General features: G+C 64.5%; 24 protein-coding genes. 16 read left to right on the top strand and 8 right to left on the bottom strand.

Going from position 1 to position 25,307, the window contains the following annotated elements:
• Positions 1-2: 2 nt before the first annotated feature.
• Positions 3-773, bottom strand: coding sequence for a hypothetical protein (locus J5474_RS21355; RefSeq protein WP_209363896.1), 771 nt, complete (start codon positions 771-773; stop codon positions 3-5).
• Positions 713-1,615, bottom strand: a complete 903-nt coding sequence (locus J5474_RS21360; RefSeq protein WP_209363898.1) for a hypothetical protein — start codon at positions 1,613-1,615, stop codon at positions 713-715. Before J5474_RS21360 ends, J5474_RS21355 begins: the two co-directional genes overlap by 61 nt.
• A gap of 36 nt (positions 1,616-1,651) precedes the next feature.
• Here J5474_RS21360 and J5474_RS21365 point away from each other — a divergent pair, with 36 nt between their 5' ends.
• Positions 1,652-2,071, top strand: a complete 420-nt coding sequence (locus J5474_RS21365) for an acyl-CoA transferase (protein WP_209363900.1) — start codon at positions 1,652-1,654, stop codon at positions 2,069-2,071.
• A gap of 10 nt (positions 2,072-2,081) precedes the next feature.
• Here J5474_RS21365 and J5474_RS21370 read toward each other — a convergent pair whose 3' ends face one another.
• Entirely contained in the window at positions 2,082-2,537 is a 456-nt protein-coding gene (locus J5474_RS21370) for a thermonuclease family protein (protein WP_209363903.1), read from the bottom strand.
• A 56-nt stretch (positions 2,538-2,593) separates the two neighbouring features.
• Here J5474_RS21370 and J5474_RS21375 point away from each other — a divergent pair, with 56 nt between their 5' ends.
• The 6 genes from J5474_RS21375 to J5474_RS21400 all read left to right on the top strand — a co-directional run bounded on the left by J5474_RS21375 (position 2,594) and on the right by J5474_RS21400 (position 8,128).
• Complete coding sequence (locus J5474_RS21375) at positions 2,594-3,532, top strand: phage tail tube protein (protein WP_209363905.1); 939 nt, start codon at positions 2,594-2,596, stop codon at positions 3,530-3,532.
• Positions 3,532-3,987, top strand: coding sequence for a hypothetical protein (locus J5474_RS21380; protein ID WP_209363907.1), 456 nt, complete (start codon positions 3,532-3,534; stop codon positions 3,985-3,987). Before J5474_RS21375 ends, J5474_RS21380 begins: the two co-directional genes overlap by 1 nt.
• Positions 3,988-4,085: 98 nt before the next feature.
• The gene (locus J5474_RS23055) at positions 4,086-4,214 is read left to right on the top strand and encodes a DUF7697 family protein (RefSeq protein ID WP_023414271.1); all 129 of its coding nucleotides are present in this window, start codon (positions 4,086-4,088) and stop codon (positions 4,212-4,214) included.
• Complete coding sequence (locus J5474_RS21390) at positions 4,207-6,621, top strand: phage tail tape measure C-terminal domain-containing protein (protein WP_209363909.1); 2,415 nt, start codon at positions 4,207-4,209, stop codon at positions 6,619-6,621. The genes J5474_RS23055 and J5474_RS21390 overlap by 8 nt, the downstream gene beginning before the upstream one ends.
• Positions 6,621-7,247: a DUF2460 domain-containing protein gene (locus tag J5474_RS21395; protein WP_209363912.1), complete on the top strand. Its 627-nt coding sequence runs from the start codon at positions 6,621-6,623 to the stop codon at positions 7,245-7,247. The genes J5474_RS21390 and J5474_RS21395 overlap by 1 nt, the downstream gene beginning before the upstream one ends.
• The gene (locus J5474_RS21400) at positions 7,244-8,128 is read left to right on the top strand and encodes a DUF2163 domain-containing protein (protein ID WP_209363914.1); all 885 of its coding nucleotides are present in this window, start codon (positions 7,244-7,246) and stop codon (positions 8,126-8,128) included. Before J5474_RS21395 ends, J5474_RS21400 begins: the two co-directional genes overlap by 4 nt.
• Positions 8,129-8,169: 41 nt before the next feature.
• Here J5474_RS21400 and J5474_RS21405 read toward each other — a convergent pair whose 3' ends face one another.
• From J5474_RS21405 to J5474_RS21415, 3 genes are read right to left on the bottom strand one after another with little or no spacing between them, the layout of a single operon-like run.
• Positions 8,170-8,700: a hypothetical protein gene (locus J5474_RS21405; RefSeq protein ID WP_209363916.1), complete on the bottom strand. Its 531-nt coding sequence runs from the start codon at positions 8,698-8,700 to the stop codon at positions 8,170-8,172.
• Positions 8,697-8,990 carry a hypothetical protein gene (locus J5474_RS21410; RefSeq protein WP_209363918.1) on the bottom strand — a complete coding sequence of 98 codons (294 nt, stop codon included), beginning with the start codon at positions 8,988-8,990 and terminating at the stop codon, positions 8,697-8,699. Before J5474_RS21410 ends, J5474_RS21405 begins: the two co-directional genes overlap by 4 nt.
• Positions 8,983-9,990 (bottom strand): helix-turn-helix domain-containing protein, encoded by a 1,008-nt coding sequence (locus J5474_RS21415; protein ID WP_209363920.1) that lies wholly within the window; start codon positions 9,988-9,990, stop codon positions 8,983-8,985. The genes J5474_RS21410 and J5474_RS21415 overlap by 8 nt, the downstream gene beginning before the upstream one ends.
• Positions 9,991-10,215: 225 nt before the next feature.
• Between J5474_RS21415 and J5474_RS21420 the strand changes: the two genes are divergently transcribed.
• The 7 genes from J5474_RS21420 to J5474_RS23205 all read left to right on the top strand — a co-directional run bounded on the left by J5474_RS21420 (position 10,216) and on the right by J5474_RS23205 (position 17,175).
• Positions 10,216-10,644 (top strand): NlpC/P60 family protein, encoded by a 429-nt coding sequence (locus J5474_RS21420; RefSeq protein WP_342454079.1) that lies wholly within the window; start codon positions 10,216-10,218, stop codon positions 10,642-10,644.
• A gap of 10 nt (positions 10,645-10,654) precedes the next feature.
• Positions 10,655-14,620: a baseplate multidomain protein megatron gene (locus J5474_RS21425; RefSeq protein ID WP_209363924.1), complete on the top strand. Its 3,966-nt coding sequence runs from the start codon at positions 10,655-10,657 to the stop codon at positions 14,618-14,620.
• 10 nt (positions 14,621-14,630) lie between these two features.
• A complete protein-coding gene (locus tag J5474_RS21430) occupies positions 14,631-15,707 on the top strand; it encodes a DUF2793 domain-containing protein (RefSeq protein ID WP_209363926.1) in 1,077 nt (358 codons plus the stop codon).
• Between the two features lie 19 nt (positions 15,708-15,726).
• On the top strand, positions 15,727-16,014 hold the full coding sequence (locus tag J5474_RS21435; protein ID WP_245216638.1) for a DUF6127 family protein: 288 nt from the start codon (positions 15,727-15,729) through the stop codon (positions 16,012-16,014).
• A gap of 72 nt (positions 16,015-16,086) precedes the next feature.
• Positions 16,087-16,761 (top strand): YcbK family protein, encoded by a 675-nt coding sequence (locus J5474_RS21440; RefSeq protein ID WP_209363929.1) that lies wholly within the window; start codon positions 16,087-16,089, stop codon positions 16,759-16,761.
• Entirely contained in the window at positions 16,758-17,015 is a 258-nt protein-coding gene (locus J5474_RS21445) for a hypothetical protein (RefSeq protein WP_209363931.1), read from the top strand. The genes J5474_RS21440 and J5474_RS21445 overlap by 4 nt, the downstream gene beginning before the upstream one ends.
• 28 nt (positions 17,016-17,043) lie before the next feature.
• Positions 17,044-17,175 (top strand): hypothetical protein, encoded by a 132-nt coding sequence (locus J5474_RS23205; RefSeq protein ID WP_342454080.1) that lies wholly within the window; start codon positions 17,044-17,046, stop codon positions 17,173-17,175.
• A 177-nt stretch (positions 17,176-17,352) separates the two neighbouring features.
• On the opposite strand, the gene J5474_RS21455 is transcribed toward J5474_RS23205, so the two are convergent.
• Positions 17,353-20,178 carry a UvrD-helicase domain-containing protein gene (locus J5474_RS21455; protein ID WP_209363935.1) on the bottom strand — a complete coding sequence of 942 codons (2,826 nt, stop codon included), beginning with the start codon at positions 20,176-20,178 and terminating at the stop codon, positions 17,353-17,355.
• A gap of 284 nt (positions 20,179-20,462) precedes the next feature.
• Here J5474_RS21455 and J5474_RS21460 point away from each other — a divergent pair, with 284 nt between their 5' ends.
• Both J5474_RS21460 and J5474_RS21465 read left to right on the top strand, forming a co-directional pair.
• On the top strand, positions 20,463-22,820 hold the full coding sequence (locus tag J5474_RS21460; RefSeq protein ID WP_209363937.1) for a phospholipase D-like domain-containing protein: 2,358 nt from the start codon (positions 20,463-20,465) through the stop codon (positions 22,818-22,820).
• A gap of 2 nt (positions 22,821-22,822) precedes the next feature.
• Positions 22,823-24,349 carry a hypothetical protein gene (locus J5474_RS21465; RefSeq protein ID WP_209363939.1) on the top strand — a complete coding sequence of 509 codons (1,527 nt, stop codon included), beginning with the start codon at positions 22,823-22,825 and terminating at the stop codon, positions 24,347-24,349.
• A gap of 266 nt (positions 24,350-24,615) precedes the next feature.
• Here the strand turns inward: J5474_RS21465 and J5474_RS21470 are convergent.
• Positions 24,616-25,307 (bottom strand): plasmid partitioning protein RepB C-terminal domain-containing protein (locus tag J5474_RS21470; RefSeq protein ID WP_245216639.1); only part of this gene is annotated, 692 nt, incomplete at its 5' end.

Genomic DNA, 25,307 nt, shown 5'->3' on the forward strand with positions numbered 1-25,307 from the left:
AATTAGGCCAGTCCGTCGAGGAGAACGTCCAATGCTGTCGCCGTTATGACGCCTACGGAGACGTCGCCAAACGCCGTCGCGAACTGCTGCCGGGAAACCTTGCCGGATCGCAGAACCTGAGCCGCAGAGATGGCTCCCGCCAACAGAGCGGAGGTTGCTGCGCCTTCTGCTATTTCGACCGCCACACTGTCTCTCGGCAGTTCGGTGAACACGCGTGAAACATCGCCAGATATCGCCGCATTCGAGAAACCTGAACCACTTGCAGCGGAAACGACTGCCGCCACTTCTTCCGTCGCGACAACTTCGATGCCCGGATAGCGGGCAAGATGCTCGAAGATCGCGGCCGGAGAGGCGACTGCCTTTAGCTGAACGGCATGGATGACATCACCATTAACAATGAACTCCACATCTGCGCCGGGATGGTTGGTCGCCTCGAACACCCGCGCGGCAACGTCATCTGCGTCGATGTTTTCAGCATGGACGAAAAGCAACTCGTGGTAGATGCCCTTCACGTTGGACACGACACCTCGAAGCTGTTCGGGAGTAAGCTCAGAGATGTAAACGGCCAGTTCCTCTGTAGTGGCACCGTTCAGGTTTGTCGCCGACCGCCTGAGGGCATCGAGGACAAGTTCTTCCTCCATCGACCAGGAACGAGTGGGTTCATCGAGCAGGCGCTGCAGGGTGACAGCAACGACGACCGCAGCGCTTCGGGTCAGGCCGCCGCGTCCTTCTCCATCGCTGCCAGCGCGATCCGGCCCAGTTCGGCTCTGCACTGATCGAGCTTGCGCCGTTGCAGGTAGGCCAGTGTTCGCATGAATGGTTCGCATTCGGACTTTCCGTTCTCTTTGAGGGAAGCATCATCCCAGTGCTGGTTGATCTGGTTCGCCAGCGGAATGAGCACTTGTTCTGCGACAAGCCGCATCTCTGCAGATGAGGCTGTCTGGCTCAATTCTCGTTGCTGCTTTGTCGCGTTGATCAGCGTTACGCACGCCACAAGGATAGCCTTCTCATGCTCCTGCAAGTCGTCTTCGGAACGCGCCTTGCCAAAGAGCTTTCGTTTGCCCCAAAAACCCGCGGCAATGCCGGCGCCCACACCGCCTGCCACCAACATGAGGCTGCCGCCTACGGCCCCAAGGCCGACCAAAGAACCTATCCAGAAATGCAGCGCCGACGTTGCTGCGGCACCATGCAGGGTAGCTAAGGCCGCGCCAGTTGATGCTGCACCAAATGTAGTGACAAGGCCTGAGATCCCGCCCACGGTCAAAACACCGCCAAGTTTGCCTATGACGGCGTTGACAAAAAGCCGAGATCGTCGGTCGGATGTCTGGCGGATTGCTGAGACGATCTGCGTGAGCGTTTCCTCGAGATGTTCCAAGGAGGTCGATGCCGGCCTAGGGCGCCAGTCATAGCGCTCTGCGTTTTTCCGCGTCCATGCTTCAATCTCGCTGGCGGTCGGCAAGTGCGAATTCGCCCTCTCTTGCTGCTTTCGTCCCCAATCGAGAGCGCGGTCGGCATGAGGCTCAGCGAACTTGATCGCCGCAGAAATCTTTTCTGAGGCGGCCTTCACCTTGGTGGAACTAAACTTCGGGAGTTCGCCAAACTTCAAATATTTCAAGCCTCAACCCACTTTGGACCAGGTTTCGAATACCACATGCCCACCCCACGCGAAACCATACTCGCCGCGCTGCACGCGCGGCTCTCGGCGCTACCCGCTACCGCCCTTCGCGGTGACGTGCTGCCCGAGCGTGTGCCGGTCGAAGGACTGCTGATCTTGCGCGAAGGCGAGCCGGGGGAGCCCGAAGTGACGCTGTCACCCCTGCGCTACCATTACCAGCATCGCGCCGAGATCGAGGCGGTCGTGCAGGGCGCTGACCGTGACGCCGCATTTGACACGCTGACTGCGAGCATCGGTACGGTGCTCGCGGCCGATCGCACGCTGGGCGGACTATGTGACTGGGCCGAGGCGGAAGCGCCGCGGGCAGTGGACTTGTCGGTTGAGGGCGCGGCCAGCCTGAAGGCTGCCGTAATCCCGGTCCTGCTTCACTATTCCACGGCCGACGCGCTCGCTTAGGGCGGATTGGTCAGTTGCCGCGACAGGTCCCATAGTAGCCACCGGAGAAGTAGCAGTATTCACGGGCCACTCCGGCAGCGATCATCTGGGCCGCGACATCGCGGCCATCGGCGAGGAAGCACTGCCCGACGATCCGTCCATACCGGTCGATATCGCGCACGCGACAGGTCAGGCTTTGCCCGGCGACCAGCCGCCGCAGAGTAGACGTCGCCGCGGAAGCGCCTCGCTCATCGCGCTCCGGAGCGTCGAGGCCCCAGACACGGATCGGCCGATCGACGCCACGGAGTGAGAAAGTGTCGCCGTCCGTCACATAGAGGACCGCGCCGCTCACGGTATTCGTCTGCGCCGAGACGGGGCCAACCGAAAGAACCGTGATCGCGAGAACAGAAACGATCATCCGGGTGATGATCCGCCGACCGGAATTACTGAGCGGGAAATTGGGATGATTACTGCGCATGAACTTCATGTGCGGCACGGCCCGACCGAACGCAACCGCGCTTCAACGAAATCAAGGAGAACACCATGGCACGAGCCCAGGGGGCGCGGGCGCTGATGGCGCTTGCGTTCGAGACGACCTATGGAACGCCGCCCGCAAGCGGCTTCACCCGCATGCCGTTCGCCAGCACGTCGCTGGGGGCCGAGCAGCCGCTGCTGAACTCGGAGCTTCTCGGCTACGGCCGCGATCCGCTGGCGCCGATCAAGGACGCGGTCACGGCCGACGGCGACGTCGTCGTGCCGCTCGACGCCGAGGCTTTCGGCTTCTGGCTGAAGGCGGCCTTCGGTGCACCGACGACCAGCGGCACCGGCCCATGGACGCACGAGTTCCAGTCGGGGGCCTGGACGCTGCCCAGCATGTCGATCGAGACCGGCATGCCGGAGGTCCCGCGCTATGCGATGTATTCCGGATGCGCGCTCGACCAGATCACCTGGCAGATGCAGCGCTCGGGGCTTCTGACCGCGACGGCGCGGCTGGTGGCGCAGGGCGAAACGGTCGGGACCACGACGAGCGCCGGAACACCTGCTGCGCTGGAGCTGAAGCGCTTCGGTCATTTCAACGGGGCGATCACGCGGAATGGCACGGCGCTTGGCAACGTCGTTTCGGCCGATATCACCTATGCCAACAACCTCGACCGGATCGAGACCATCCGGAACGACGGCCGTATCGATGGCGCGGACCCAAGCATCGCGGCGCTGACCGGCTCCATCGAGGTGCGCTTCGCCGACAGCACGCTGGTGACGCAAGCGATCAACGGCGATCCGTGTGAGCTCGAGTTCGGCTATGCGCTGCCCTCGGGCGAGAGCTTCACCTTCACTGTGCACGCCGTCTACCTGCCGCGCCCGCGGATCGAGATTTCCGGGCCGCAGGGCGTGCAGGCGACCTTCGACTGGCAGGCCGCGCGCGACAGCGTCGTCGGCCGGATGTGCACGGCAACCCTCGTGAACGACGTGGAGACTTATTGATGCTGACGCTCGACCTGACCAACGCGCCGCGCTGGCACGACGTCGCCCCCGGCGTCCGGGTGCAGCTGCGCCCGCTGACCACGGCGCTAATGGTGGCGACCCGGAGCGATCCCGCCGTCGAGGCAGTTCCGGAAGAAGCCTCGGACGAGGAACGCGCCGTCGCTTTCGCGAAGGCGCTCGCGCGGCGTGCCGTGCTCGCCTGGGACGGCATCGGGGACGCGGACGGCAACGTGATCGACCCGAGCCCGGAGGCCATCGACGCGCTGCTCGATGTCTGGCCGATCTTCGAAGCCTTCCAGCTGACCTACGTCTCGAAGGGTCTGCTGCTGGAACAGGAAAAAAACGCCTCCGCGCTCTCGCCGAATGGTCCTTCGGCGGGGGCGAGCGCTACTGCGAAGCCTGCGCACCCTACGAGGGCCGCGAGCAAGCCTGCCCGGACTGCCCGGCGCGGCTGAACCGTCCGGCAACGCCGGAGGGTTGGCAGGTCTGGGACCTTGTCGGCCGACTCGGCGGCCAGCTGCGTGTCCTGCCCGGCGCGGTGATCGGCTGGGACATGTCGGCGGCGCTCGCGCTCGGTGACGCACTCGGCGTGCCGCCGCTCGCCATGGCCGAACTGCTGCCTGTCATCGAAGCGGTGATGGTCGCCAAGCTCAACGAACAGATGGATCACTCCCATGGCTGAGAAGAGGGTCAGCGTCCGCCTCGCGGCCGTGGGCGGACGGCAGGTGCGTGCCGAGCTGGAAGGCGTGGGCGAGGCCGGGTCGCGCGGCTTCGGACGGCTGAGCCGGGAGATGGAAGCGGCCAACGCCCGGCTCGCGGCCTTCTCGCGCCGGGTCCGGGTCGCGGCTGCCGCTACCGTGGCCGCCGCTGCCGCCGCTAGCGTGGCGATGATCCGCTCCGGCCTGCAGACGGTCGATGCGCAGGCCAAGCTCGCGCAGTCCCTCGGCACCACGGTCGCCTCGATCCAGACCTTGGAGCGTGCGGGCGAGTTGGCCGGCGTGTCGATGTCCGGCATCGAACAGGCGACGAAGGATCTGACGCGCCGCCTCAGCCAGGCGGCCGCCGGGACCGGTCCCGCCGCCGACGCGCTGGACCGTCTGGGCCTTTCCGCCAACGAGCTGATCGCCCTGCCGCTGGACCAGCGCGTCGGCGCGATCAACGCCGCCATCGAGAACTTCGTGCCTGCCGCCGAACGCGCCGCCGTGGCAGGCCAGCTCTTCGGCGAGGAAGGCTCCATTGCCATGTCGCGGATCGACACCGCGACGCTGCGCCAGGCGACGGAGGACGTCCTCGCCTTCGGTGTCGTGGTCTCGGAGCAGGATGCCGACCAGATCGAGCGGACGAACGACGCGATCTCGCGGCTCGGGCTGATCTGGCGCGGGCTGTCGAACCAGCTGGCTGTCGCCGCAGCCCCCGCGCTCGAAGCCGTTGCCGACGCCATGGCGACGGTCGCCAGCCGCACCGGCCCGCTCGGCATCGCCATTCGCGGGCTCTTCGAGAACATTGGCCGCCTAACCACCTATGCTGCCACCTTCGCAGCCTTCCTCGCGGGCCGTTGGGTCGCTGGCATGGCCGCTGCGGCCCTGTCTGTGCGCGGGCTTGCCACCGCGCTCGTCGTCCTGCGTGGGGCGCTGATCCGCACCGGCATCGGGGCGCTGATCGTCGGCGCGGGCGAGCTTGTCTACCAGTTCACCCGCCTCGTCTCTGGTGCGGGCGGGTTTGGCGAGGCGATGTCACTGCTGAAAGACCTCGCCGTCGAGGTCTGGGAGCGGATCAGGATGGGCGCAGCTGCGGCGGGTGCGGCCGCCACGGCGATGTTCTTCGATCTTAAGGCCGACGCCGCATCGGGCATGCAGAGCGCCATCGAGAGCGTGGTGGGTTTCGGCAACACGGCCGCGAACACCTTCGAGGGCGCCTATGAGGCGATCAAGGCGATCTGGGGTCTGCTGCCCGCCGCCATCGGCGATCTGGCGTTCCAGGCGGCCAACAGCCTGGTCGACGGCGTCGAGGCGATGCTGAACGGCGTGGTCTCGCGCATCAACGGCTTTATCGGCGGGATCAACCAGGGGCTCGAAGCGCTCGGCTCCGAGCGGCGCATCTCGCTGGTGCCCGACCTCGACCTCGGCGAGATCGAGAACCGCTTCGAAGGGGCGGCGACCGCCGCGACGACAGCGGCGCAGGCGGCGTTCGACCGGGCGTTCGAGGACAACCCGCTCACCGCGCCCGATCTCGGTCTGACCGTGGCGGCCAACCGCGCGCTCGAGTCCGCGAACGTCTATCGCGGTGCCGCGCGCGATCTGGCCGAAGAGGCCCGCGCCCCGCTCGAAAGCTGGCAAGCCCTGCGCGATGCGGTGCGCAGCACCGATGAGGACGGAGCCGATGCGCTGATCGATGCCACCGGCGCGGCCGAGCGGCTGGAGACGGCGCTCGGCGATGCCGGACGCGCCGCGACGGGCGCCGGTGTGGCGGCCGGAGATGCTGCTGCGGCAGCGGAGCCGGACACCGAAGCCGCCGTCACCGGCTGGCAGGCGGTAACGGCGGCGCTCTCCGATTACGCCAGCAAGGCCCGCGACATCGGTGGCGACATCGGCCAGAGCCTCGTCGGCGCCTTCCAGTCGGCGGAGAACGCGGTGGGCCAGTTCGTGAAGACCGGCAAGCTGAACTTCCGCGATCTGGTGACGTCGCTCCTGGCCGATCTCGCCCAGCTGGCGGCGCGGCGGTTCATCCTCGGGCCGATCGCCAATGCGCTCTCCGGCGTGTTCTCCGGTGCGGGCGGCATCTTCGCCAACGTCCTGCATGCGGGCGGGATGGTCGGATCGGCCGGGCCCTCACGCTTGGTCCCGGCCATGGCTTTCGCCGCTTCGCCCCGGATGCATTCCGGCGGCATGGCCGGACTTCGGCATGATGAGGTGCCCGCGATCCTGCAGCGTGGTGAGCGGGTGCTGTCGCGCCGAGAGGCGCAGAGCTACGGCGCGGGCGGGGTAAACGTCACCATCATGGCGCGCGACGCCGAGAGCTTCCGGCAGTCCCGCACGCAGGTCGCCGCGGACATCGCCCGTGCCGTTTCGCTCGGGCGGAGGGGCATGTGATGGCGTTTCACGAGGTCCGGTTTCCCGACGACATCAGCCGCGGCGCGCGGGGCGGGCCCGAGCGGCGCACCCAGATCGTCGAGCTCGCCACGGGCGACGAGGAGCGGAACGCCAGCTGGGCCAATTCGCGCCGCCGCTACGACGTCGCCTATGGCGTCCGCCGCGCCGACGACCTGGCGGCGGTCGTCGCCTTTTTCGAAGCGCGGAACGGGCGGCTCCACGGTTTCCGCTTCAAGGACTGGGGCGATCACAAGTCCTGCCTGCCTTCGGGCACGCTGTCGCCGACCGATCAGTCGATTGGCACCGGCGACGGCGCGACGACCGCCTTCCAGTTGGTCAAGCGCTACGCCTCGGGGGGGCAATCCTGGACGCGCGCCATCGCCAAGCCGGTGGCGGGCAGCGTGCGCATCGCGCTGTCGGGCGTCGAGCAGCCCTCCGGCTGGTCCGTCGACACCACGACCGGCATCGTCACCTTCAGCGCCGCGCCGGGCGCTGGCGTCGCGATCACCGCGGCGTTCGAGTTCGACGTACCCGTCCGCTTCGACACCGATGCGCTCGACGTGACGCTCGACCTCGAGCGGCTCGGCTCGATCACCTCCATTCCGCTGCTGGAACTGCGCCGATGAAATCCCTCACTCCCGCCCTGCAGGCCCATCTCGACGAGGGCACGACAACGCTCGCCTGGTGCTGGCGGATTACGCGGGCCGACGGCGTCACCTTCGGCTTCACCGATCACGACCGGACGCTGAACTTCGATGGCTCGGACTTCGAGCCCGAGAGCGGGCTGACCGCTTCCGAGGTTCGTTCGGTATCGGACCTGTCGGTCGACGCGCAGGACGCCGAAGGCGTGCTGACCTCGGACCAGATAGCCGAGACCGACATTCTCGACGGCCGCTGGGACAACGCGGCGGTCGAGGTCTGGCGCGTCAACTGGGCGGACACCGGCCAGCGCGTGCTGATGCGCCGGGGCGCCATCGGCCAGATCCGGCGCGGGCGGCTGGCCTTCGTCGCCGAAGTTCGCTCGCTCGCGCATGTGCTGGGCCAGACGGTGGGGCGGACCTTCCAGGCGGCCTGCGGTGCCGCCCTTGGCGATGCGCGCTGCGGCGTCGATCTCGAGGATCCGGCCTTCAAGGGGACAGGCGCGGTGATCGATCTCCTACGCGAACGCGCCTTCACCGCCTGGGGCCTCGGCGGCTTCGCCTCTGGCTGGTTCACCTTCGGGACCATCGAATGGACCAGCGGCGCAAACGCGGGGCGGCGCACCGAGGTTTTGGCCCATGACGTGACTGACGGCGTGGCAATCCTGACACTGCTCGAAGCGCCGGTGCGTGGGATCGCCGATGGGGACGCGTTCACGATTCGCGCAGGTTGCGACAAGCGGATGGAAACCTGCGGGGCGAAATTCGCCAACACCGCGAACTTCCGCGGCTTCCCGCACATCCCGGGCCAGGATGCCGTGTTGCGCTACGCCACAAAGGATGGCGGTCACGAGGGGAGCGTTCTCTGAACGTGGTGGAAGAGAACGCCGCAGTGATGGGAACGTCGGCTTTATCGGTGGGGCTGCCGCAGCGGGAATTTAAGGTCTTTCCCGAAGCCCAGCCCCGACACATTGCAGAGGTTGCGAAGTGCCTGTTTCAGTTGGTCTTGGCTGATGTTCTTGCTGATCCACCACCCAGACTCGGTCTGCGTGACCGGGAGATGAGGGCTGCGGGGATGAATGTCGCGCGGCTCCCGCGAGACATACCGCCGTCCTCGGGTGCGGATTGCTGCAAGCTCGACCAATGCTTCCGGCGCAACGTCGGCCATCATATCAACAACCCGACCGAAAACGTCAGCCAAGGTGTTCACAGAGAAACCAACCCCGAGAAACTCAGCGGCGTACTTGCCACGTTCCGGGGCAGCGAAATTGGGAACCGGCTGATTGAATATGGCTTTGTTCGAGGCCGGAGTAACGTTAACGCTTTTCTCAAGTGCCGATGCGAGATTGTCATCAAGGGCGGAACGCATCTTGAGCATCGCTTCAATGAGGGAGATAGGCAAAGACACGAGCGCCGTTTGCTCAGGGGTTTCGCACTTCATGACGACCTCCTGCGTTTGCTGCTGGCTGGGCGAGATAGCTTCTGGTCGGAATGGTAAAGCGTGATGACGTTCTCGCACTCAACAATGAGTTTGGTCCCTCGCAGACGTTCGAGTTGCTGAATCTCGTGCCGGCGTCGCTGGATCTCGCGGGCTGCATCCTTGTCGCTGAGAAAGAACGCGTCGTCGGCTACACGCGTCGCTACACTGAGAACTAGACTGACATCGGCGTTTCGATAGCCGCGCTGGCGCATCCGTGTTTCGGCGTGTTGGGTGAAGCGAAGGTCATGCATCGTCGTCCTCCTTCGCCTGATCGGAATTCTCCGCCGAAACCGGGATATCGAAGTCGCCAATCAGTGACATGAGCTCATCGCGGTCCGTCTTGCGCTTAGCGAGTTCATCTTCAGGAATTCGGCCTATGATCCAAGCGATCCGCTCGACCTCCTTTTCGCTGCCGAGCAGATCAGCAGGAATATCCTTCAGCCGAGCGTGTCCTCGCAAAAGTGCATATTCGGCATCGGGATCTTCTCCGGTTAGTTCGCTGATCAGGTCGGCACCTATCCGATATTCTGGCATGCCCTCGCTGGTCTTCCAGCTGGAGGTTGACCAATCTCCTTCGAAAGAGACGGTCTTTGCGTCCAGCTTGCTTGCGAAATGCTTGATGAAATCCGCAAAAGGGTTGTTCTGCGAAGGGTCGTAACCGAGATCGTATACGTCGTCCCAGATATCATTGCCAAATAGATCGCGATTCTCGATGCATCTCTTCTCGTAAGATGCTCCGTCTTCAGCGCGATAAGCAGAATTCGCGAAAGAAAAATGGCCTCCGCCAAGGGCCATCAGCCTTGCAGCAGCGTCTTCTATCTCCGCGACCCGCTCACGCCGCCACGTGAGGCTTCCTTCAGCAAGCAATGCGGCGAACAGCGGCGCCATCACAATCTGCGAATGAATCGGAATGCCATAGATGTGTTGGACCATGTTGAACGCCATGGCCGTCTCTGCATCGAGCATCGTGCGCAACGGCCGGTAGCCGAACTGCCGGAGAGACGCCTCGCGCTCTGCTTCGTCCGTGGGGGGCTTGGAAAGCTCATCAAGGGTGACGCCAAGTGCTTTCGCCAAGCCCTCTGCGACCCGGTCATTGGCCGGGTAGGTGCCGTCCTTCGTGCTCTCGATGCGCTTGATGGTAGGCAGGCTGACCTTGTTCTTGCCCTTGGTGGCTTCAGCCAGTTGTTCCTGAGTCCAGCGCTTGCGGTCTCGGAAGTGCTTAAGTGCGTCCGGATGGATTGCAGTGGTCATGTTCGAGCCTCCTAGTCTCTGGAGGAGAATGATCCCTTAAGGTGACCAAAACAAGAATCATCATGGTTTTTTGATACTCATGATGCGCGCATACAGGTGTCTCTTTCTGTCACAGGGTGAGCCAAAGGGATCTTCAATATGATAAAAGAACCCACCTTCCACCAACCTGACGCTGCTCGTGATACTTCTCGGTATCAATCTGAGCCAGCGGTCTCTCAGGGAACCGTGACCGATCCCCTGCGCGCCATCGCTATCGCTCGGTCCTGGCTCGGGACGCCCTACCACGACCAGGCGAGCCTGCGCGGCGTTGGCTGCGATTGCCTCGGGCTTGCACGGGGCGTCTGGCGCGAGATCGTCGGCCCCGAACCGTTCCCGATCCCGCCTTACAGCCGCGACTGGGGCGAGACCGGACCGCGCGAGGTGCTGGCCGACGGCGCGCGCGCCATGATGATCGAGGTGTCGCCCGCCGAGGCTGGTCCCGGCGCGCTGGTCCTCTTCCGCATGAAGCCCCGCGCCATCTCCAAGCATGTGGGCATCCTGACCGGGCCTGCCACCTTCCTCCACGCCTACGAGCGGCTTGGCGTGATCGAGGAGCCGCTGACGCAAGCCTGGCGGCGGCGCATCGCCTTCGCCTTCCTGTTCCCGCAACGCTGAGACCCCGACCATGGCCACCCTCGTTCTCGGTGCCGCTGGCGCCGCCATTGGCGGTTCGATCGGCGGCGCGATCCTCGGCGTCAGCGCCGCGACCATCGGCGGCTTCATCGGCTCCAGCATCGGCTCGGTCGTCGACAGCTGGATCATCTCGTCGCTGGCGCCCACGCAGCGCATCGAGGGCGCGCGGCTCGACAGTCTCCGGATAACGTCCTCAACCGAGGGCGCGGTGATCCCACGGCTCTACGGCCGGATGCGGATGGGCGGCAACATCATCTGGGCGACGGATTTCCGCGAGGAGACGAAGACCACCACGCAGGGCGGCGGCAAGGGTGGCGGGGGCGGCAAGGTCAAGACCACCGAGTATCTGTACTACGCCAGCTTCGCGGTCGCCTTGTGCGAAGGCCCGATCACCGGCATCGGCCGCATCTGGGCCGACGGCAAGCCGATGGACCTCTCCGGCGTCACCTGGCGCTGGTATCCGGGCGGTGAGGCTCAAGGTCCCGATCCGTTCATCGCCGCGAGGATGGGCGCGGCCAACACCCCGGCCTATCGCGGCACGGCCTATGTGGTCTTCGAGGAACTGGCGCTCTCCACCCATGGAAACCGCCTGCCGCAGCTCTCTTTCGAAGTGTTCCGGCCGCTCGCCGATCCCGACACCGCCGAGGGGCTGACCCGCGCCGTCACCATGATCCCGGCCTCGGGCGAATTCACCTATGCCACGCAGGCCATCCGCAAGACCGATGGCGGCGCGACAGTGCCCGAGAACCTGAACGCGCTGGCCGACTCCACCGACATGGTGGAGGCGCTGGACCGGCTGCAGGCAATGACCCCGGCGGTCGAGAGCGTCAGCCTCGTGGTGGCGTGGTTCGGCGACGATCTGCGCGCGGGATCGTGCAAGGTGCGGCCCGGCGTCGAGGTGTCGGCCAAGTCGACCACGCCCGCCAGCTGGTCGGTGAATGGCGTCAGCCGCGCCGGCGCCTTCCTCGTCAGCCGGGACGAGCAAGACCGCCCCGTATATGGCGGCACGCCGTCCGATTTCGCCGTGGTGCAGGCGATCGAGGAGATGAAGGCGCGCGGGCTGCGCGTGACCTTCTATCCGTTCATCCTGATGGATGTGCCGCCCGGCAACACGCTGCCAAACCCGTATTCCGACAACGCCGCCGAGACTGGCCAGCCCGCCTTCCCGTGGCGGGGGCGGATCACCTGTTCTCCGGCGGCAGGGTTCGCGGGGACCGTGGACAAGACCGCCACGGCCGCAAGCCAGGTCGCGGCGCTGTTCGGCGCGGCCACGCCCGCGAGCTACAGCGTCTCGGGTCAGACGGTTTCGTGGACCGGAACGCCCGGCGACTGGGGCCTGCGGCGCATGGTGCTGCACTACGCCCATCTCTGCGCGGCCGCAGGCGGCGTCGACGCCTTCCTGATCGGCACCGAGATGCCGGGGCTGACGACGATCCGCTCGGGCGCCAGCATCTATCCCGCCGTGCAGGCCTATCGGGATCTGCTTGGCGATGTGCGCTTGATCCTCGGCTCCGGCACCAGGATCGGATACGCGGCCGACTGGTCGGAGTATTTCGGACACCAGCCGGGCGATGGTTCGGGCGACGTGTTCTTTCATCTCGACCCGCTCTGGGCGGACGGCAACGTCGATTTCGTCGGCATCGACAACTACATGCCGCTGTCGGACTGGCGCGACGGGTTCGAACATGCGGATGCGGCCGAGGGCTGGCCTGCGATCTACGACCGCGCCTACCTGCAGGGGAACATTGCGGGCGGGGAAGGCTTCGAGTGGTTCTATGCCAGCGCCGCCGACCGCTCCGCGCAGGTGCGCACGCCAATCAGCGACGGTGCCGCCAGCAAGCCGTGGGTTTTCCGCTACAAGGATCTGCGAGCCTGGTGGTCGAATCCGCACTACGACCGCCCGGGCGGGGTGGAGAGCGCTACGCCGACGGCGTGGGCGCCGCAGTCGAAGCCGATCTGGTTCACCGAGCTCGGCTGCCCGGCCATCGACCGGGGCACCAACCAGCCGAACGTCTTCTTCGACCCGAAGTCGTCGGAGAGCTTCACGCCGCATTTCTCGCGGGGCTGGCGGGATGACGCCATCCAGCGCGCCTATCTCGAGGCGACGTATCTCTGGTGGGGCGAGGCCGCGAACAACCCGCTGTCCTCGGTTTATGGCGGCCGCATGGTGCATGTGCCCGAATGCGCCGCCTGGACCTGGGACGCGCGGCCCTATCCGTTCTTTCCCGCGCTGACCGACGTCTGGACGGACGGCGCGAACTGGCGGCTCGGCCACTGGCTGACCGGGCGGCTGGGAGCGGTGTCGCTCGCGGCGCTGGTCCGCCACCTCTGTCTCCGCGCCGGGCTGCCCGAGTCCCGGATCGACGTCACCGGGCTCTGGGGCGCGGTCGAGGGCTACGTCATCACAGCGCTGGAAAGCCCACGCGCCTCAATCACTACGCTGTCGCGGCATTTCGGCTTCGACGCGGTGGAGACCGAGGGCGTGATCCGCTTCGTCATGCGCGGTCGGGCCTCCGTCACCACCCTCGCGCCCGACGACCTGGTAGCTGGTCGTGACGGCGACATCCTCGAGCTCACGCGCGGTCAGGAGACCGAACTCCCGCAGGTGCTGAAGTGGCAGGTCGCGCGGGCCGACGAGGATTACGACGCGGCCCTCGTCGAGGCGCGGCGCATCACGGTCGACACCACGCGCATCGCTTCCGAGTCCTTCCAGATGGCGGTGCCGCCCGAGGAGGCCGAACGCCGCTGCCGTCGCGCCCTGATGGAGGCGTGGGTGGGGCGCGAGACGGCTGCGTTCCGTCTGCCGCCCTCGCGCCTGGCGCTCGATCCGGCCGACGCGATCCGGCTGGAGCATGACGGGCGGCTGGTCGAACTGCGGATCGTCTCCGTCGCCGACGCCGAGGCCCGCGGCATCGAGGCGGTCCGCCTGGACAGGGCGACCTACGACCTGCCGCCCGGCAATCCCCGCGCGGCCTCGCTGACGCGGGCCGTGGTGTTCGGCGCGCCGGATGCGCTGCTGATGGACCTGCCGCAGCTGACCGAGGACCAGCCGGCGCATCGGCCGCTGGTCGCCGCGCACGCGGTTCCCTGGCCCGGCGAGATGGCGGTGTTCCGCAGCCCTTCGACAGACGGCTTCGAGCTGCTGACCACCTTCGGCAGTCGCGCCCGGATCGGGGTGCTGGTCTCGGACCTCTACGCGGGCCCCACGTCGCGCTTCGATCTCGGGAATGCGCTGGTGATCGATCTGCTCACCGGCACGCTGGAAAGCGTTACCGACCTGACGCTGTTCGGCGGGGCCAATGCGCTGGCGATCGAGAGCGCGCCCGGCGTCTGGGAGATCGTGCAGGCGGGCGCGGCAGAGCTTCTGGCGCCGGGTCGATATCGGCTGACACGTCTCCTGCGCGGCCAGCGTGGCACCGAAAGCGCCATGGGCAACCCCGCGCCGGCGGGCGCGCGGGTCGTGGTGCTGGACACCGCGCTGGCGTCCCTGCCGATCGCCGAGGCCGATCTCGGCATCCCCTGGAACTGGCGCATCGGTCCGGCGAGCCGCCCGGTCAGCGACGAGACCTACGTCGCGCAGGCCTTCGCGCCCGCGGGCGTCGGGCTGCGGCCGTTCTCCGTGGCCCATGTGGAGCAGCCGTGGCGCAAGGCGCGCAGTCCCGGCGATCTGACGATCCGCTGGACGCGCCGGTCCCGCGCGCTCGCGGCCGACAGTTGGGGCGGGCTTGAGGTGCCGCTCGGCGAGGAACTGGAAGCCTACGAGGTCGAGATCCTCGACGGTCCTGCTGTGAAGCGGGTGCTGAGCACGACCACGACCAGCGCGCTCTACACCGCCGCCCAGCAAACCGCCGACTGGGGCGGGCCGCTCGGGCCCGGCGACACGCTCGACATCCGCATCTTCCAGCTCTCCGCCCTCGTCGGGCGGGGCGCGCCCGAGACCGTCACGCTCCTGTTCTGAAGGCGATCCCATGTCCGACGCCACGACCCATCTCCTGCTGCCCTACATCCTGGCAGCGCAGGCCCAGAAGCATGTCACCCACAACGAGGCGCTGCGGCTGCTCGACGGTCTCGTCCAGCTCTCGGTTTTCGACCGGGATCTGACGGCCCCGCCCGGCAGCCCTGCCGATGGTGACCGTTACATCGTCGGCTCGGGCGCGACGGGCGATTGGGCCGGCTGGGATCTGAACGTCGCGCACTGGACCGACGGCGCCTGGCTGCGCCTGCCGCCCCGGACCGGCTGGCGGGCTTGGGTCGAGGACGAGGACGTGCTGCTGGTCTACGATGGCGCGAGTTGGACCGGCACCACGCCCGCGACGCTGCAGAACATGGCGCTGCTCGGGCTCGGCACCACGGCGGATGCGTCGAACCCGTTCTCGGCCAAGCTGAATGCCGCGCTCTGGACGGCGAAGACCGCGGCCGAGGGTGGCACCGGCGATCTGTTCTACACCATGAACAAGGAGGCTGCGGGCGACGATCTCGGCCTTACGCTTCAGACCGGCTTCATCACGAAGGCGCTCGTCGGGCTCTTCGGCTCCGACCGCTTCCGGCTGGCGGTCTCCGCCGACGGCAGCACCTTCTTCGACGGGCTCAGCGTCGACAACGCCACCGGCATCGTCGACCAGCCCCGGCTGCCGCGGTTCAAGGCGTACACCAACTACGACAACTATGTCGGCGTCGGGGCCTGGACGAAGATCGGCCTCAACAACACCGACTACAACGACCAGGGGGCCTTCGACGCCGCGAACAACCACTTCGTGGCGCCGGTCGACGGCACCTACCTCTTCGGCGCGACACTCCTCTACAAGATCAACGCCAGCGCCACGGCCCGCATGCGCGGGCGGCTCGTGCTGAACGGCACGACCGAAATCCGCGGCTCCCTCGGTGAAATCTCCGCCACCCATGTCTCGCTCGCCACCGCGATCTGGCTGCAGACCATGGTCCCGCTGACGGCCGGCGATACCGTCGAGCTGCAGGGGTATTTCCGGGTCGCGGACGGCTACTTCGCCGCCGATCACACGTCCTTCTGGGGCTGCAAGATCGGCTGAGCTGGGGATGGACGATCCGATGACACCACCCCGATCCGAGGGCTTCGTCCGCATGCCCGACGCCGAGTTCGAGGCGATCCTGACCCGGGCGGCCGAGGAAGGCGCGAAGCGCGCGCTGGCCGATGTGGGCCTCGACGGCGACGAGGCCGCGCTCGACATCCGCGATCTGCGCTCCCTCGTGGATTGCATCCGTCTGGAGCGGCGCACGGCGATGCAGACCGCCGTCCGCATGATCACAACCGGCGTCATGCTGGCGCTGCTCGCCGGTATCGCCATCAAGCTCAAGATCTTCGGCGGCAGCCCGTAGCCGCGCTCGATCACCATTCATCAGTCCAACCGCACCCGCCCTCGAGGCGAGTTTTTTGTTTTGGAGGACCCCATGACCACAACTTTCCACCGCCATTGGCGCGACGTGCCTGAGAGCACCTGGCGCTGGCCGAATTTCAGCCCTGCCGAGATCGCCTGCCGGGGTACTGGCAAACTGCTGGTCAACGAAACGGCGCTCGACAAGCTGCAGGCGCTGCGCGACCGGCTGGGCAAGCCGCTGATCGTCCGCTCCGCCTATCGCAGCCCCGAGCACAATCGCGCTGTCGGCGGCGCGACCCGGTCGAAGCACATGGACGGCGCCGCCTTCGACATCGCCATGGCGAACCACAACCCGGCGGCGTTCGAGGCGGCGGCGCGGGAGGTCGGGTTCCTCGGCTTCGGCTTCTATCCCCGCTCGGGGTTCATGCATGTCGACCTCGGCCCCCCGCGCCAGTGGGGTGAGCGGTTCCCGGTCCGGGAGACGTCCTTCGCCGCCGAGACGCCGCCCGCGCGCGAGGTGTTGGCCGAAAGCCGCACCATGAAGGGCGGCGGGGCGGCGGGTGTCGCGACGCTCGGCGCGGCCGGGGTGGAAGTCGCGCAGAGCGTCCTGGCAGAGACCCAATCCGCCATCCTGCCGCTTGTGCCGTATCTCGACACCCTGCGCTGGTTGTTCATCCTTGTGGCGCTCGGCGGCATCGCGGTCACCATCTATGCTCGCCTCGATGACTGGAAGCGGGGCCGGCGGTGATCGCCGGGCTCCTCACCGGGATCGCGGCCAGCCCGTGGGTGCGGGCGGCGCTGCGCTACGGCGCCATCGTCCTCGCCGTGCTTCTGTTCCTGCTGTCGCTTCGGCGGTCTGGGGAGCAAGCGGGACGCCTCGCTGAACGCCTCGAGACCATGGAGAAGGCCAATGATGTCCAACGCAGGATGCTGGATGCGGCGGCTCGCCGTCCTCGCGATCGCAACGAGCTTGCTCAGCGGCTGCGCAGCGGTGAGTTCTGACGGGCGCGCCGTCAGAACATGTCCGCCCGTGGTCGATTACAGTCGGGAGTTCCAGGCGCAGGCGGCCGACGAGCTGGCCCTCCTGCCGGAAGGCTCTGCGATAGCGGAGATGCTGATCGACTATGCCGTGATGCGGGACCAAGCGCGCGCTTGCCGGTGAAAATGGGCCGGCGGACGCTTTCGTGGGAAGGGTCGGTAGCCTCGACCCCGGCGCATTGCCCAACCCAGGTCCCTGACTCGCGCTGTTAACTAGCGGCAGGGACTACCCGCAAGTAGATGATCGCAGGGGCGCCTGCGCATGCATTGCCTGACGATGGGCACAAATATGGACCTCATTTCAGGCCCTGTTTCGGCGTCGCGGCTTCGTGAGTGTGGACCGGTCACCGCTCGATGTTTTCGCTTTCCCGACGCAGGTCGGATAGCGGACGCAGCCCAGGAACTTTCCGTAGCTGCCGCTGCGTTCGATCAGCCAGCCATCTTCGCATTGAGGGCACGACGGATAGGTGGCGCCGCAGGCACATCGAACTGCGGTCGTTCCATCCGTGCCGCGGGGCAGAGCGGTTCCGCAGGATTGGCAGGCGGGCAGCAGGTTGCCACAATGTTGGACGTGCTCGCAGCGATACCAGATGCGGCCATCCTTCCCGGTGACGCCCAACAGCCGCCCACCGCACTCGCTGCAGCCGTGTTCCTCCAGCTCAACGCCTGGTGGAGCGACGATGCCGTAGGCGGGATCCTTCTTCAGCTCGGTAACAAAGGACGATGGCCGGGCGTTCGAGGCGAGGATCGTCAGTGTGTGCCGGGCCCGGGTCATCGCGACATACATGACTCGCCGTTCCTCGGCATTCTGGAACGCTTCCTCCTCCGGCGACACCAGAGATAGCAGAGGATCGTCAACGATCTCTGACGGGAATCCTGTGCGTCCGCTATCGGCGTTCAGCAGAATGACGTGGTCGGCCTCAAGCCCCTTGGAGGCATGGATAGTCTTGAAGCTGATCTTCAGCCGCGGAAAGCGTCGTCTCTGTTCCCGGAGGTTTGGCTCGACGAAGCGGTAACGGCCGAGAAGCAGCACCGTCGCAGGCGTTGCCTCTGGTGCCAAAGCGGCTGACACGGCGGTAAGAACCTCCGACAGTTTCGCCTCATCCTCGCCCTTGGACACGGATACGACCCTGATCGCAGGTTCGGTGGCGGTTCCAGCCGGGACGATCTGCTTCTGGATCTGGGCGGGATTCCGCAGCACGAAGGTCCGGGCGGCAAAGGCGATCAGGTCGACCGAGCGGAAGGTGCGACCAAGATCGACGGTGCGGTGCACGCCAGCCTCGCCATCGAAGGCGCCGCCGAACTCCCGCCCGAAATGGCGCATCAGATGGATATCTGACCCGGCGAACCGGAAGATGGATTGCCAGTCGTCACCGACTGCAAAGACGCGAACATTCGGATGCTGGGCCTTTAGCGCCTTCACCAGTCGCGCTCGGCTTTGCGAGATGTCCTGGAACTCGTCGACCAGGATGTGCCGGAAGGGGCTGACATAGCGGCCGGTCTCGGCGTAGTGCGCGGCACGCAGGATCATGTCCTCGAAGTCGATCCGGCCATCGAGGCGCTTCTGGTATTCCTCAAAGACCGGCGCGAAGACGTCCAGGAACGCCTGGGCGCGCTTGCCCAGCTTCATCTGATTGGACTTGGTCTCGCAGTCCTGCAAGCTGTAGCCGCCGCTCTTGAACTTGCGCAGGAAGGTTCCAAGCAGTTTGGAGAAGTCGTCGACCTGCTTCAGCTCGACAATCCGGTCGTAGATCGTGTCGGGCGAGCGAGGCTTTAAGGTTACGTGCGGTGCCAGCTTTTCGGCGAGGCCGGTGAGCAGGCGGCCCTCCTGCCGTTCATAGCTGTAGGTCTCGATCAGCGTGGTTTCGTGCTCGGCGTGGACCTTCCGCTTCCAGTCCATGCCAGCCAGATATTCGTCGCGGTCCACGAAGGGCGCCGTGATCAGCCGCTCGCTGCCATCGGCCACCTTCTGGCGGCGCACCCCGAAATGCTCAATGTAAATTCCGCTTTCGGTCAGCCGGAAATCCGGCTGGTAATCGCGCCTGCCAGTTTCCGCGATCTTGTGCTCATAGACGGGCTCGTACTCGTATTCGACGCCGTTCTCGTAGAGCCAGTTGGCGATCTGCAGTTCTTCGTAGCTCTTGACCTTTTCGCCCTGCAGCGTCCGCAGGTCCTGGCTCTCCATGTGCGTGTAGAAATCGTGCTTGGTCTTGAAGTCCCATTCTGTCTTGGGCTCGACCAGGAAATGCGCGAAGAACTGGATGATCGCCTTCGATACCTCTGACAGGCGGTAGACCAAGTCCTTCAGGATCTGCTTGATCAGGTTGGTGAAGGCCATGTCGTCAGTGGCATGGTCGGCCAGGGCGGGCTTCGATCCTTCGACGATCCCGATGATGTCATAGGCAATCGCGTGGAAGGTCCGCGCCACGATGGGAACGCCGGATCGGGCCTCGACCCGTTCCGACATTTCTTCCGCCGCGTTCTTCGCGAAGGCCAGAAGCAGGATTTCTTCCGGCTGACGGATGCCCGCCTTGACGAGGTAGGCGGCCTTGGCGGTGATGACGCTTGTCTTGCCCGATCCCGCACCGGCGAGGACCAGCGTCGCATCCTCGTCCACGACGACCGAAAGGCGTTGCTCCGGCGTCAGGGGATTGCTCTCGATGTTGTCGAAGAAATCCTTCCATCGGTCCAGTTCGGCGGTGACGAAGGCCGCGATGCCGTTGGCCCGCAACGTGCGCGGATCGCTTGCAAACTTCCGGACGGGCGCGATACGCGCGACGGCCTCAGGCCCGATAGCCTCGGCATTCAGCTTCGACAAGAGCGCAGAATCCAGAGCACGGGCGTCGTCAAGCAACGGCGCGATCTCACACGCGGCGGGATATTGGGACGGTGCCGCGAGCGACACCACCCTGGCAAGGATCCTGTCCAGTCGCGCTGCTTCCTTCTCCAGGGCTGCAAGATTGAAGCGGGTCCAGGCCGCCGTGATCTGCAATGAGAATTCGTGTGCATCTCGGCGGCTTGCTGCCTTCAGCACCACATCGTCAAGTTCGTCGGAGCTGATAGTCAGTGCGGTCCCGAGCATTCCCTTCCGAAGGGATGGAGCGCTCGCCAGCGACTGCAGCGACATGGAGGAAGTTCGACGGCGTCGCGTGATCCGGAGGTGATCCCCGTCCAGTTCTATCGCGCGGGCAGACTTGCCGAAGGGATCAGCGAGGAAACTAAGCAAAGGGCGTTGTTGCAGTCGAATCAATGAGCTGGACCTCGTCGTCGCGTCCCACCAGCTTGTCCTGCGACCTTTGCCAACTGCAACCTTGATCGGCTATCAAAGCTAAACGCGGTGGACTTCGAAGGCCGATAGACATGCAAAATTCTGAAGATGCGCATCAAATGACTGCGACTGGGTAGATTGCATTGAACCCGGTTGATCTTGTTTCATCAGCTCCATGGACACGAGTCGTTCTTACGACCTACGCGCTCAGCCTGTCCTTTTTCGAAGCAGTTATCCTCGATGCTTTGCTTCGCGGGCGGGCGCGCGGCGCGCTTATCTTGTCCGACCTGGAGGGGGTTCGGGCAGCGCTGAGTGAAGAGGGCGCACGCCGCGTCGGTCGGGACTATGAAATCTCGCCCGTCGTTTGCAACCGGCCGGGAGTCTTCCACCCGAAAATCAGTGTTCTGTCGAATGACGACGACACACATCTTTTGGTTGGATCAGGGAATCTGACGTTTTCAGGTTGGGGTGGAAACCTCGAGGTCATCGAACATTTGCATCCCAGCTTTGCTGCCGATGCTTTCGATGACGGCGCGGCCTTCTTTGAGGCCTTGGCGACGTCGGATGCCGTACAGACCACCGATGGAAATGCTTGTCGAGAGGTGGCAACGGACCTTCGGAAAGCGGCAGAGCGCGGCCAGCGCAATGGCCAGTTTCGGCTCTTGCATAGTCTTGACGCCCCGATTGCCGAACAGATCGCTCTTTATGCCGAAGAGCTAGGCGGTGCGACGCGCATCGCTGTGGCATCGCCTTATTTCGATTTGGATGGAAATGGCATCTCGAAGCTGGAGGCAATGACCAATTGCGACAATTTCGTTCTGCACTCACACCCGTCTGGTAGCGTCGGCGCCGGTATTGCCCCGCCTTGGCCATATGCCTCGAAACAGCAATGGGAGCCAGTGACGCTCTCCCATTTGCGCGGTGATCATCGCAGGCTACACGCCAAGACGATGGAGGTTCAATGCAAGCAAGGCCGGCTCCTTGTAGCGGGCAGCGCCAACGCCACGAACGCAGGACTGTTTGGCAACAACATCGAAGCCAGCGTCCTCAGGGTGCAGCAGGACACTAAGTTGTATTGGCAGACATCGGTTGGCACTCCGCCCGTCCGCTCAGCCCCCGATGACGAAAAGGAAGCGGATACCGAAGCCGAGTTGGGCGTTCTACATGCGAAATTGGAAGGAGACACGGTAGTCGGCCGCATCTTGAAGCCTCATGGAAGCGGCAAGATGCAGGCAAGCTTACGAAGCCCGCTGCGTTCGGCAGCTCTTGGAGAGATCGAAGCTGACGAACAGGGGCAGTTCAGTCTTTCGGCTGCGGGCTTCGAACTGGACGCTCTCAAGACGGGCCGCCTCGTCCTGCGGCTGGAAAAGGATCGCGGCTCTTGGGAAGGATTTCTTTCAATTTCGGTCACCTTGGAACTAATTCGGAGAACCGGCTCGATTGCATCGAAACTGATCGCCATGCTTGGCGGAACGGACACGCCCGAAGATGTGGCTGCGATTCTTGCTTGGTTTAAGGAAGATCCCAGGCGCCTTCCTGCTATCGCGTCGGTCAGCGGCGGCGGGTCGTCGGCTGCCGCGAATACCACCCAAGGCACGACCTTCATCACACTGAGCGATTTGACCACGGCTCATTTGACGTCAGCGCCACAATCCGGTGACCTGAGCGATCCGCAATTCGCCTGGCAGAGGGCGATGGCAATGATCCGGTCAAGTTTCGTGCAGATCCGTGGCCCTTGGCCAGATGCAGCCTCTGGAGGCGATGACGTCGATGAAGACGACGTGGAGGGCCTGAGCGAGCGGGCGTCAGCCCAGCAAAGGGCGAAAGACAAGTCGCGCAGGAATTTTTCGGAGCTTCTCGAGGTAATCCTCGACCCCGCGTTAAAAGGAGGGGCGGCCCCGCTAGCCCTGTCGTTGGCCCATTTCCTGACAGATCGCATACGACCCGAAACCCATGAGGTCCAATCTTGGGTGCGAAGGATCCTCCATCAAGTTTCGGACTTGTCCAGCCCGGAAGCTGACACGATTGTTGCCACTGCCTTGCTCTACCACGGCACACTTCAAGAGGGGTCAAGCCCAATCATGGCGCGGCGTTTCTTCCTCAAAAGGGGCGTCGATCTCAACAAGGTGAAGCTAGATCCCGACTGCATTCCGGCGTTTATTGAAGTGCTCAATCCGCAGGTAGACTTGGTGGCGGAGTTACACAGGGCGCAAATTGCCGTTACCATTGGGGAGCAAATCCATTCCTATCTTGAGGCGGCCGCGGGCCGCGGGCCTGACGATGGGTTCGACAGCCTGAAAAAGTCTCCTCATTGGCCAAGACTCCTTCGTGCTCTCCATAACCCAAACGATTTCGCCAAGATATCCGTTGTGGAAGAGGCTACGGGTCTCTGCCCACGGAAGCACATTCTTCTGCCCAGTGCAAAAAGGTCCGCCTTGAAGTCCGAAGGGGTCGCGGTGTGCGATTGCTGCGGTCGCGTCATCCTCAACAAGGATTGCTAACCATGCCGTCAGTCGAGGACATGCTGATTGAAGCTCACCAGCAACTTGAAGCGCGGCCAGTAGCAGCCTCAAGGATGGCAATTGGTGGTGTCGACCCCCTAGGCCTACGGCAAATCAACTTCGATCTGATGGATCAGGTACTTCCCGATCTGAACAACGTGGCTCGGCATGTACGTCCTTACATCGTCATGGCTTGGGCGTGGCGTCGGGTCAGAACAATCGTGAAGTCCACCGGAATTAAAGGGGCCGAAGACGAACAGATGCGCGATTTTGTCGATCGCCTCGAAGCAATTTATGCATGGTCACAATTCTTGCACATGCCTCAGAGTGACCTTCCTGGACGGCAAGCCATTCAGGAGTTGATGACCGCACCAAAATACCACTTCGGTGGTGCCCGATGGGTGGCACGCAGGGACATGCGACGTGAGTCCACTGGAATCATTTCGCCGCTGAATTATGGCCCAAGCCTTCGGACACTCGGTTGGCTATTTCCTGTCGAGTCCGGCATCGGCGTATTTCAGCCCAATCCAGACCTCGACCCGGTGATCGACGAATTCGAAGACGCCATTCGCACCGAGTTGACACATGACGCGTTCAATAAGTTTGGCCCAGTTACGGTATCACGAGAAGATGCTGCCCGATGGGGAAAGTTGTGGGCACTGGACGGGGTCACCGAAGGAGAACGAGAGGTCGCGTTTGATCGTTTGGGTGGCGCTCACGCGTCGAGCGTCCGCCGCAAGGGAATTGCCCTGATTATAGCCGCGCATAAGGACCTGGCGGAGGCCGCGCCGACTGCTGACGCATTGCGCACTCGGATGGCGGACCTGCCGGCGTCTTGGCGCGAGGCGGCGCTTCGTCCGGAGATATCGACGCAATGGCGAGAGCTCCAGGTCAGACAGCTGTTTCGTCTCACTCTCGAAGGTCTTTTCCATTGGACGGTCGGCACGTTGATGAAAGGGCCGATGACAACGCGACAGATTGCGCGCTCGTTCCTCGACGAGCTCGGCGCAGGTGCTGACCTCCCAAAATCAGCAATAAGTTGGGTGCCAGAGACCGCGCTTGCCGGAAACCCGGTCACACTGCTTCGAGACATCCAGACTGAACTGCAAAGACGTCCACGTGATCCTACGTTACTCGTTGCGGCTCTTATTCGTGGATTGGCATTCAGCTTAGCCGAGGCACCGAGAGAGGCGCATCAGTTTGAAAGTTCAGACAGGCTCCCGTTGGCGCGCGCACGAAAAGACGCCGATTCCTGGAAACATCTGGCTCCCAGGGATTTTCTTATTCGGCTGATCGAGAACTGGATCATGGCTCAACATGCCTATTGGTCGGTCGGGAGGGGCCTTGCCGATGCAAGAACCCGTGGGAAGCAAATCATGCGTCTGCGCATCGTTATGGATGAAGGCGGTTGGGCATTGACCCCAGGCACGACAACGATGGGAAATCCGCCCCAGCCCACACCTGATCGGCTTGAAACTGCGGTCAGCCTCCTGACCGAGTGCCGTCGGTTTGAGGGGATCAATCCCTGACGAAGTTCCGTGGTAAGTCGACGCGGATTCACCATGTTTTGCAATGGGCCAAGTGGGCGTGCCGAAGTTGCCCTGCCTCCGGCACGCCCCGATGAAACGCAGCCGCATGCACGGCCACGCGGCCGGCGAAAACTCGAGCCGGCCTGGTGGGCTCCGAGCGGGTTCGCCGCCATCCCCACCGCCGCGCTCGATCCGGCCCACAGTCCGGCGTCTCCCGCGGTCCCCGCGCTTATCGGGTCCGGGTCCCCTTCATTCGCCGCGAACGGCTACTCGGCGTCGGCGGCCTCGGCCGGCGTGATCTCGGTGATCGTCTGGAACTCGCCGAGGAACTCGGGATGGTTCTGCGCCAGGTAGCGCACGACCCGGGCGTTCCCGAGCAGCTTGCCGACATAGCCCTTGATCACGGTCAGGTGCAGATGATCCTGGCCGTAGGTGTCCTGGATCGAGGCGATCCCCTCCTGCAGACGGGCCAGTTCCTGCTCCATGCGCGCCATGGCCTCGGGCGTGATGCCCTTGACCTTCTTCGGCTTGGAGGATTCGACCAGTTGGGCCTGCGGTGTTCCTGCCAGGATCGCGTTCACGTAGGCGACGGAATAGTTGTTGGCGTTGACCAACAGTTCGGCCGCCTCGATCTGGCGCATGGTCTTCATCTTGCGAAGCGCATCGAACACGGCATTCGTGCACGGCTTGTCTTTCAGGATCGCGACAGCTTCTTCGCAGATGCCGTCCAGTAGGCGCGCCTTGCGTCGTATGCTGCTCATGTTGAGGTCGAGCGCGAGCGCGATCTTCTCTTCGGGAACGCCGCGCTCGATCGCTTTGCGGATCATCTTGTGTTCCTGGATCGGAGCGAGGCGGCTGACCTGTCTATTGTAGGTGAAGGCTGGACCTGTCCCGATTTCGTGCCGCCCCAAGTGCTCGTTTAGGCCACCTTGCGTTCGAAGGCGACAGGGCTTTTCCA

It is taken from the genome of Sagittula salina (genome assembly GCF_017813235.1).
Taxonomy (GTDB): domain Bacteria; phylum Pseudomonadota; class Alphaproteobacteria; order Rhodobacterales; family Rhodobacteraceae; genus Sagittula; species Sagittula salina.

Bases quoted from the DNA above. Each gene is read 5' to 3' on its own strand.
- J5474_RS21370 (WP_209363903.1), bottom strand. From the start codon at position 2,537: ATGAAGTTCATGCGCAGTAATCATCCCAATTTCCCGCTCAGTAATTCC.
- J5474_RS21435 (WP_245216638.1), top strand. From the start codon at position 15,727: ATGACACCACCCCGATCCGAGGGCTTCGTCCGCATGCCCGACGCCGAG.
- J5474_RS21430 (WP_209363926.1), top strand. From the start codon at position 14,631: ATGTCCGACGCCACGACCCATCTCCTGCTGCCCTACATCCTGGCAGCG.
- J5474_RS21390 (WP_209363909.1), top strand. From the start codon at position 4,207: ATGGCTGAGAAGAGGGTCAGCGTCCGCCTCGCGGCCGTGGGCGGACGG.
- J5474_RS21400 (WP_209363914.1), top strand. From the start codon at position 7,244: ATGAAATCCCTCACTCCCGCCCTGCAGGCCCATCTCGACGAGGGCACG.
- J5474_RS21455 (WP_209363935.1), bottom strand. From the start codon at position 20,178: ATGTCGCTGCAGTCGCTGGCGAGCGCTCCATCCCTTCGGAAGGGAATG.
- J5474_RS21365 (WP_209363900.1), top strand. From the start codon at position 1,652: ATGCCCACCCCACGCGAAACCATACTCGCCGCGCTGCACGCGCGGCTC.
- J5474_RS21395 (WP_209363912.1), top strand. From the start codon at position 6,621: ATGGCGTTTCACGAGGTCCGGTTTCCCGACGACATCAGCCGCGGCGCG.
- J5474_RS21425 (WP_209363924.1), top strand. From the start codon at position 10,655: ATGGCCACCCTCGTTCTCGGTGCCGCTGGCGCCGCCATTGGCGGTTCG.
- J5474_RS21375 (WP_209363905.1), top strand. From the start codon at position 2,594: ATGGCACGAGCCCAGGGGGCGCGGGCGCTGATGGCGCTTGCGTTCGAG.
- J5474_RS21415 (WP_209363920.1), bottom strand. From the start codon at position 9,990: ATGACCACTGCAATCCATCCGGACGCACTTAAGCACTTCCGAGACCGC.
- J5474_RS21410 (WP_209363918.1), bottom strand. From the start codon at position 8,990: ATGCATGACCTTCGCTTCACCCAACACGCCGAAACACGGATGCGCCAG.
- J5474_RS21380 (WP_209363907.1), top strand. From the start codon at position 3,532: ATGCTGACGCTCGACCTGACCAACGCGCCGCGCTGGCACGACGTCGCC.
- J5474_RS21440 (WP_209363929.1), top strand. From the start codon at position 16,087: ATGACCACAACTTTCCACCGCCATTGGCGCGACGTGCCTGAGAGCACC.
- J5474_RS21405 (WP_209363916.1), bottom strand. From the start codon at position 8,700: ATGAAGTGCGAAACCCCTGAGCAAACGGCGCTCGTGTCTTTGCCTATC.
- J5474_RS23055 (WP_023414271.1), top strand. From the start codon at position 4,086: ATGTCGGCGGCGCTCGCGCTCGGTGACGCACTCGGCGTGCCGCCGCTC.
- J5474_RS21465 (WP_209363939.1), top strand. From the start codon at position 22,823: ATGCCGTCAGTCGAGGACATGCTGATTGAAGCTCACCAGCAACTTGAA.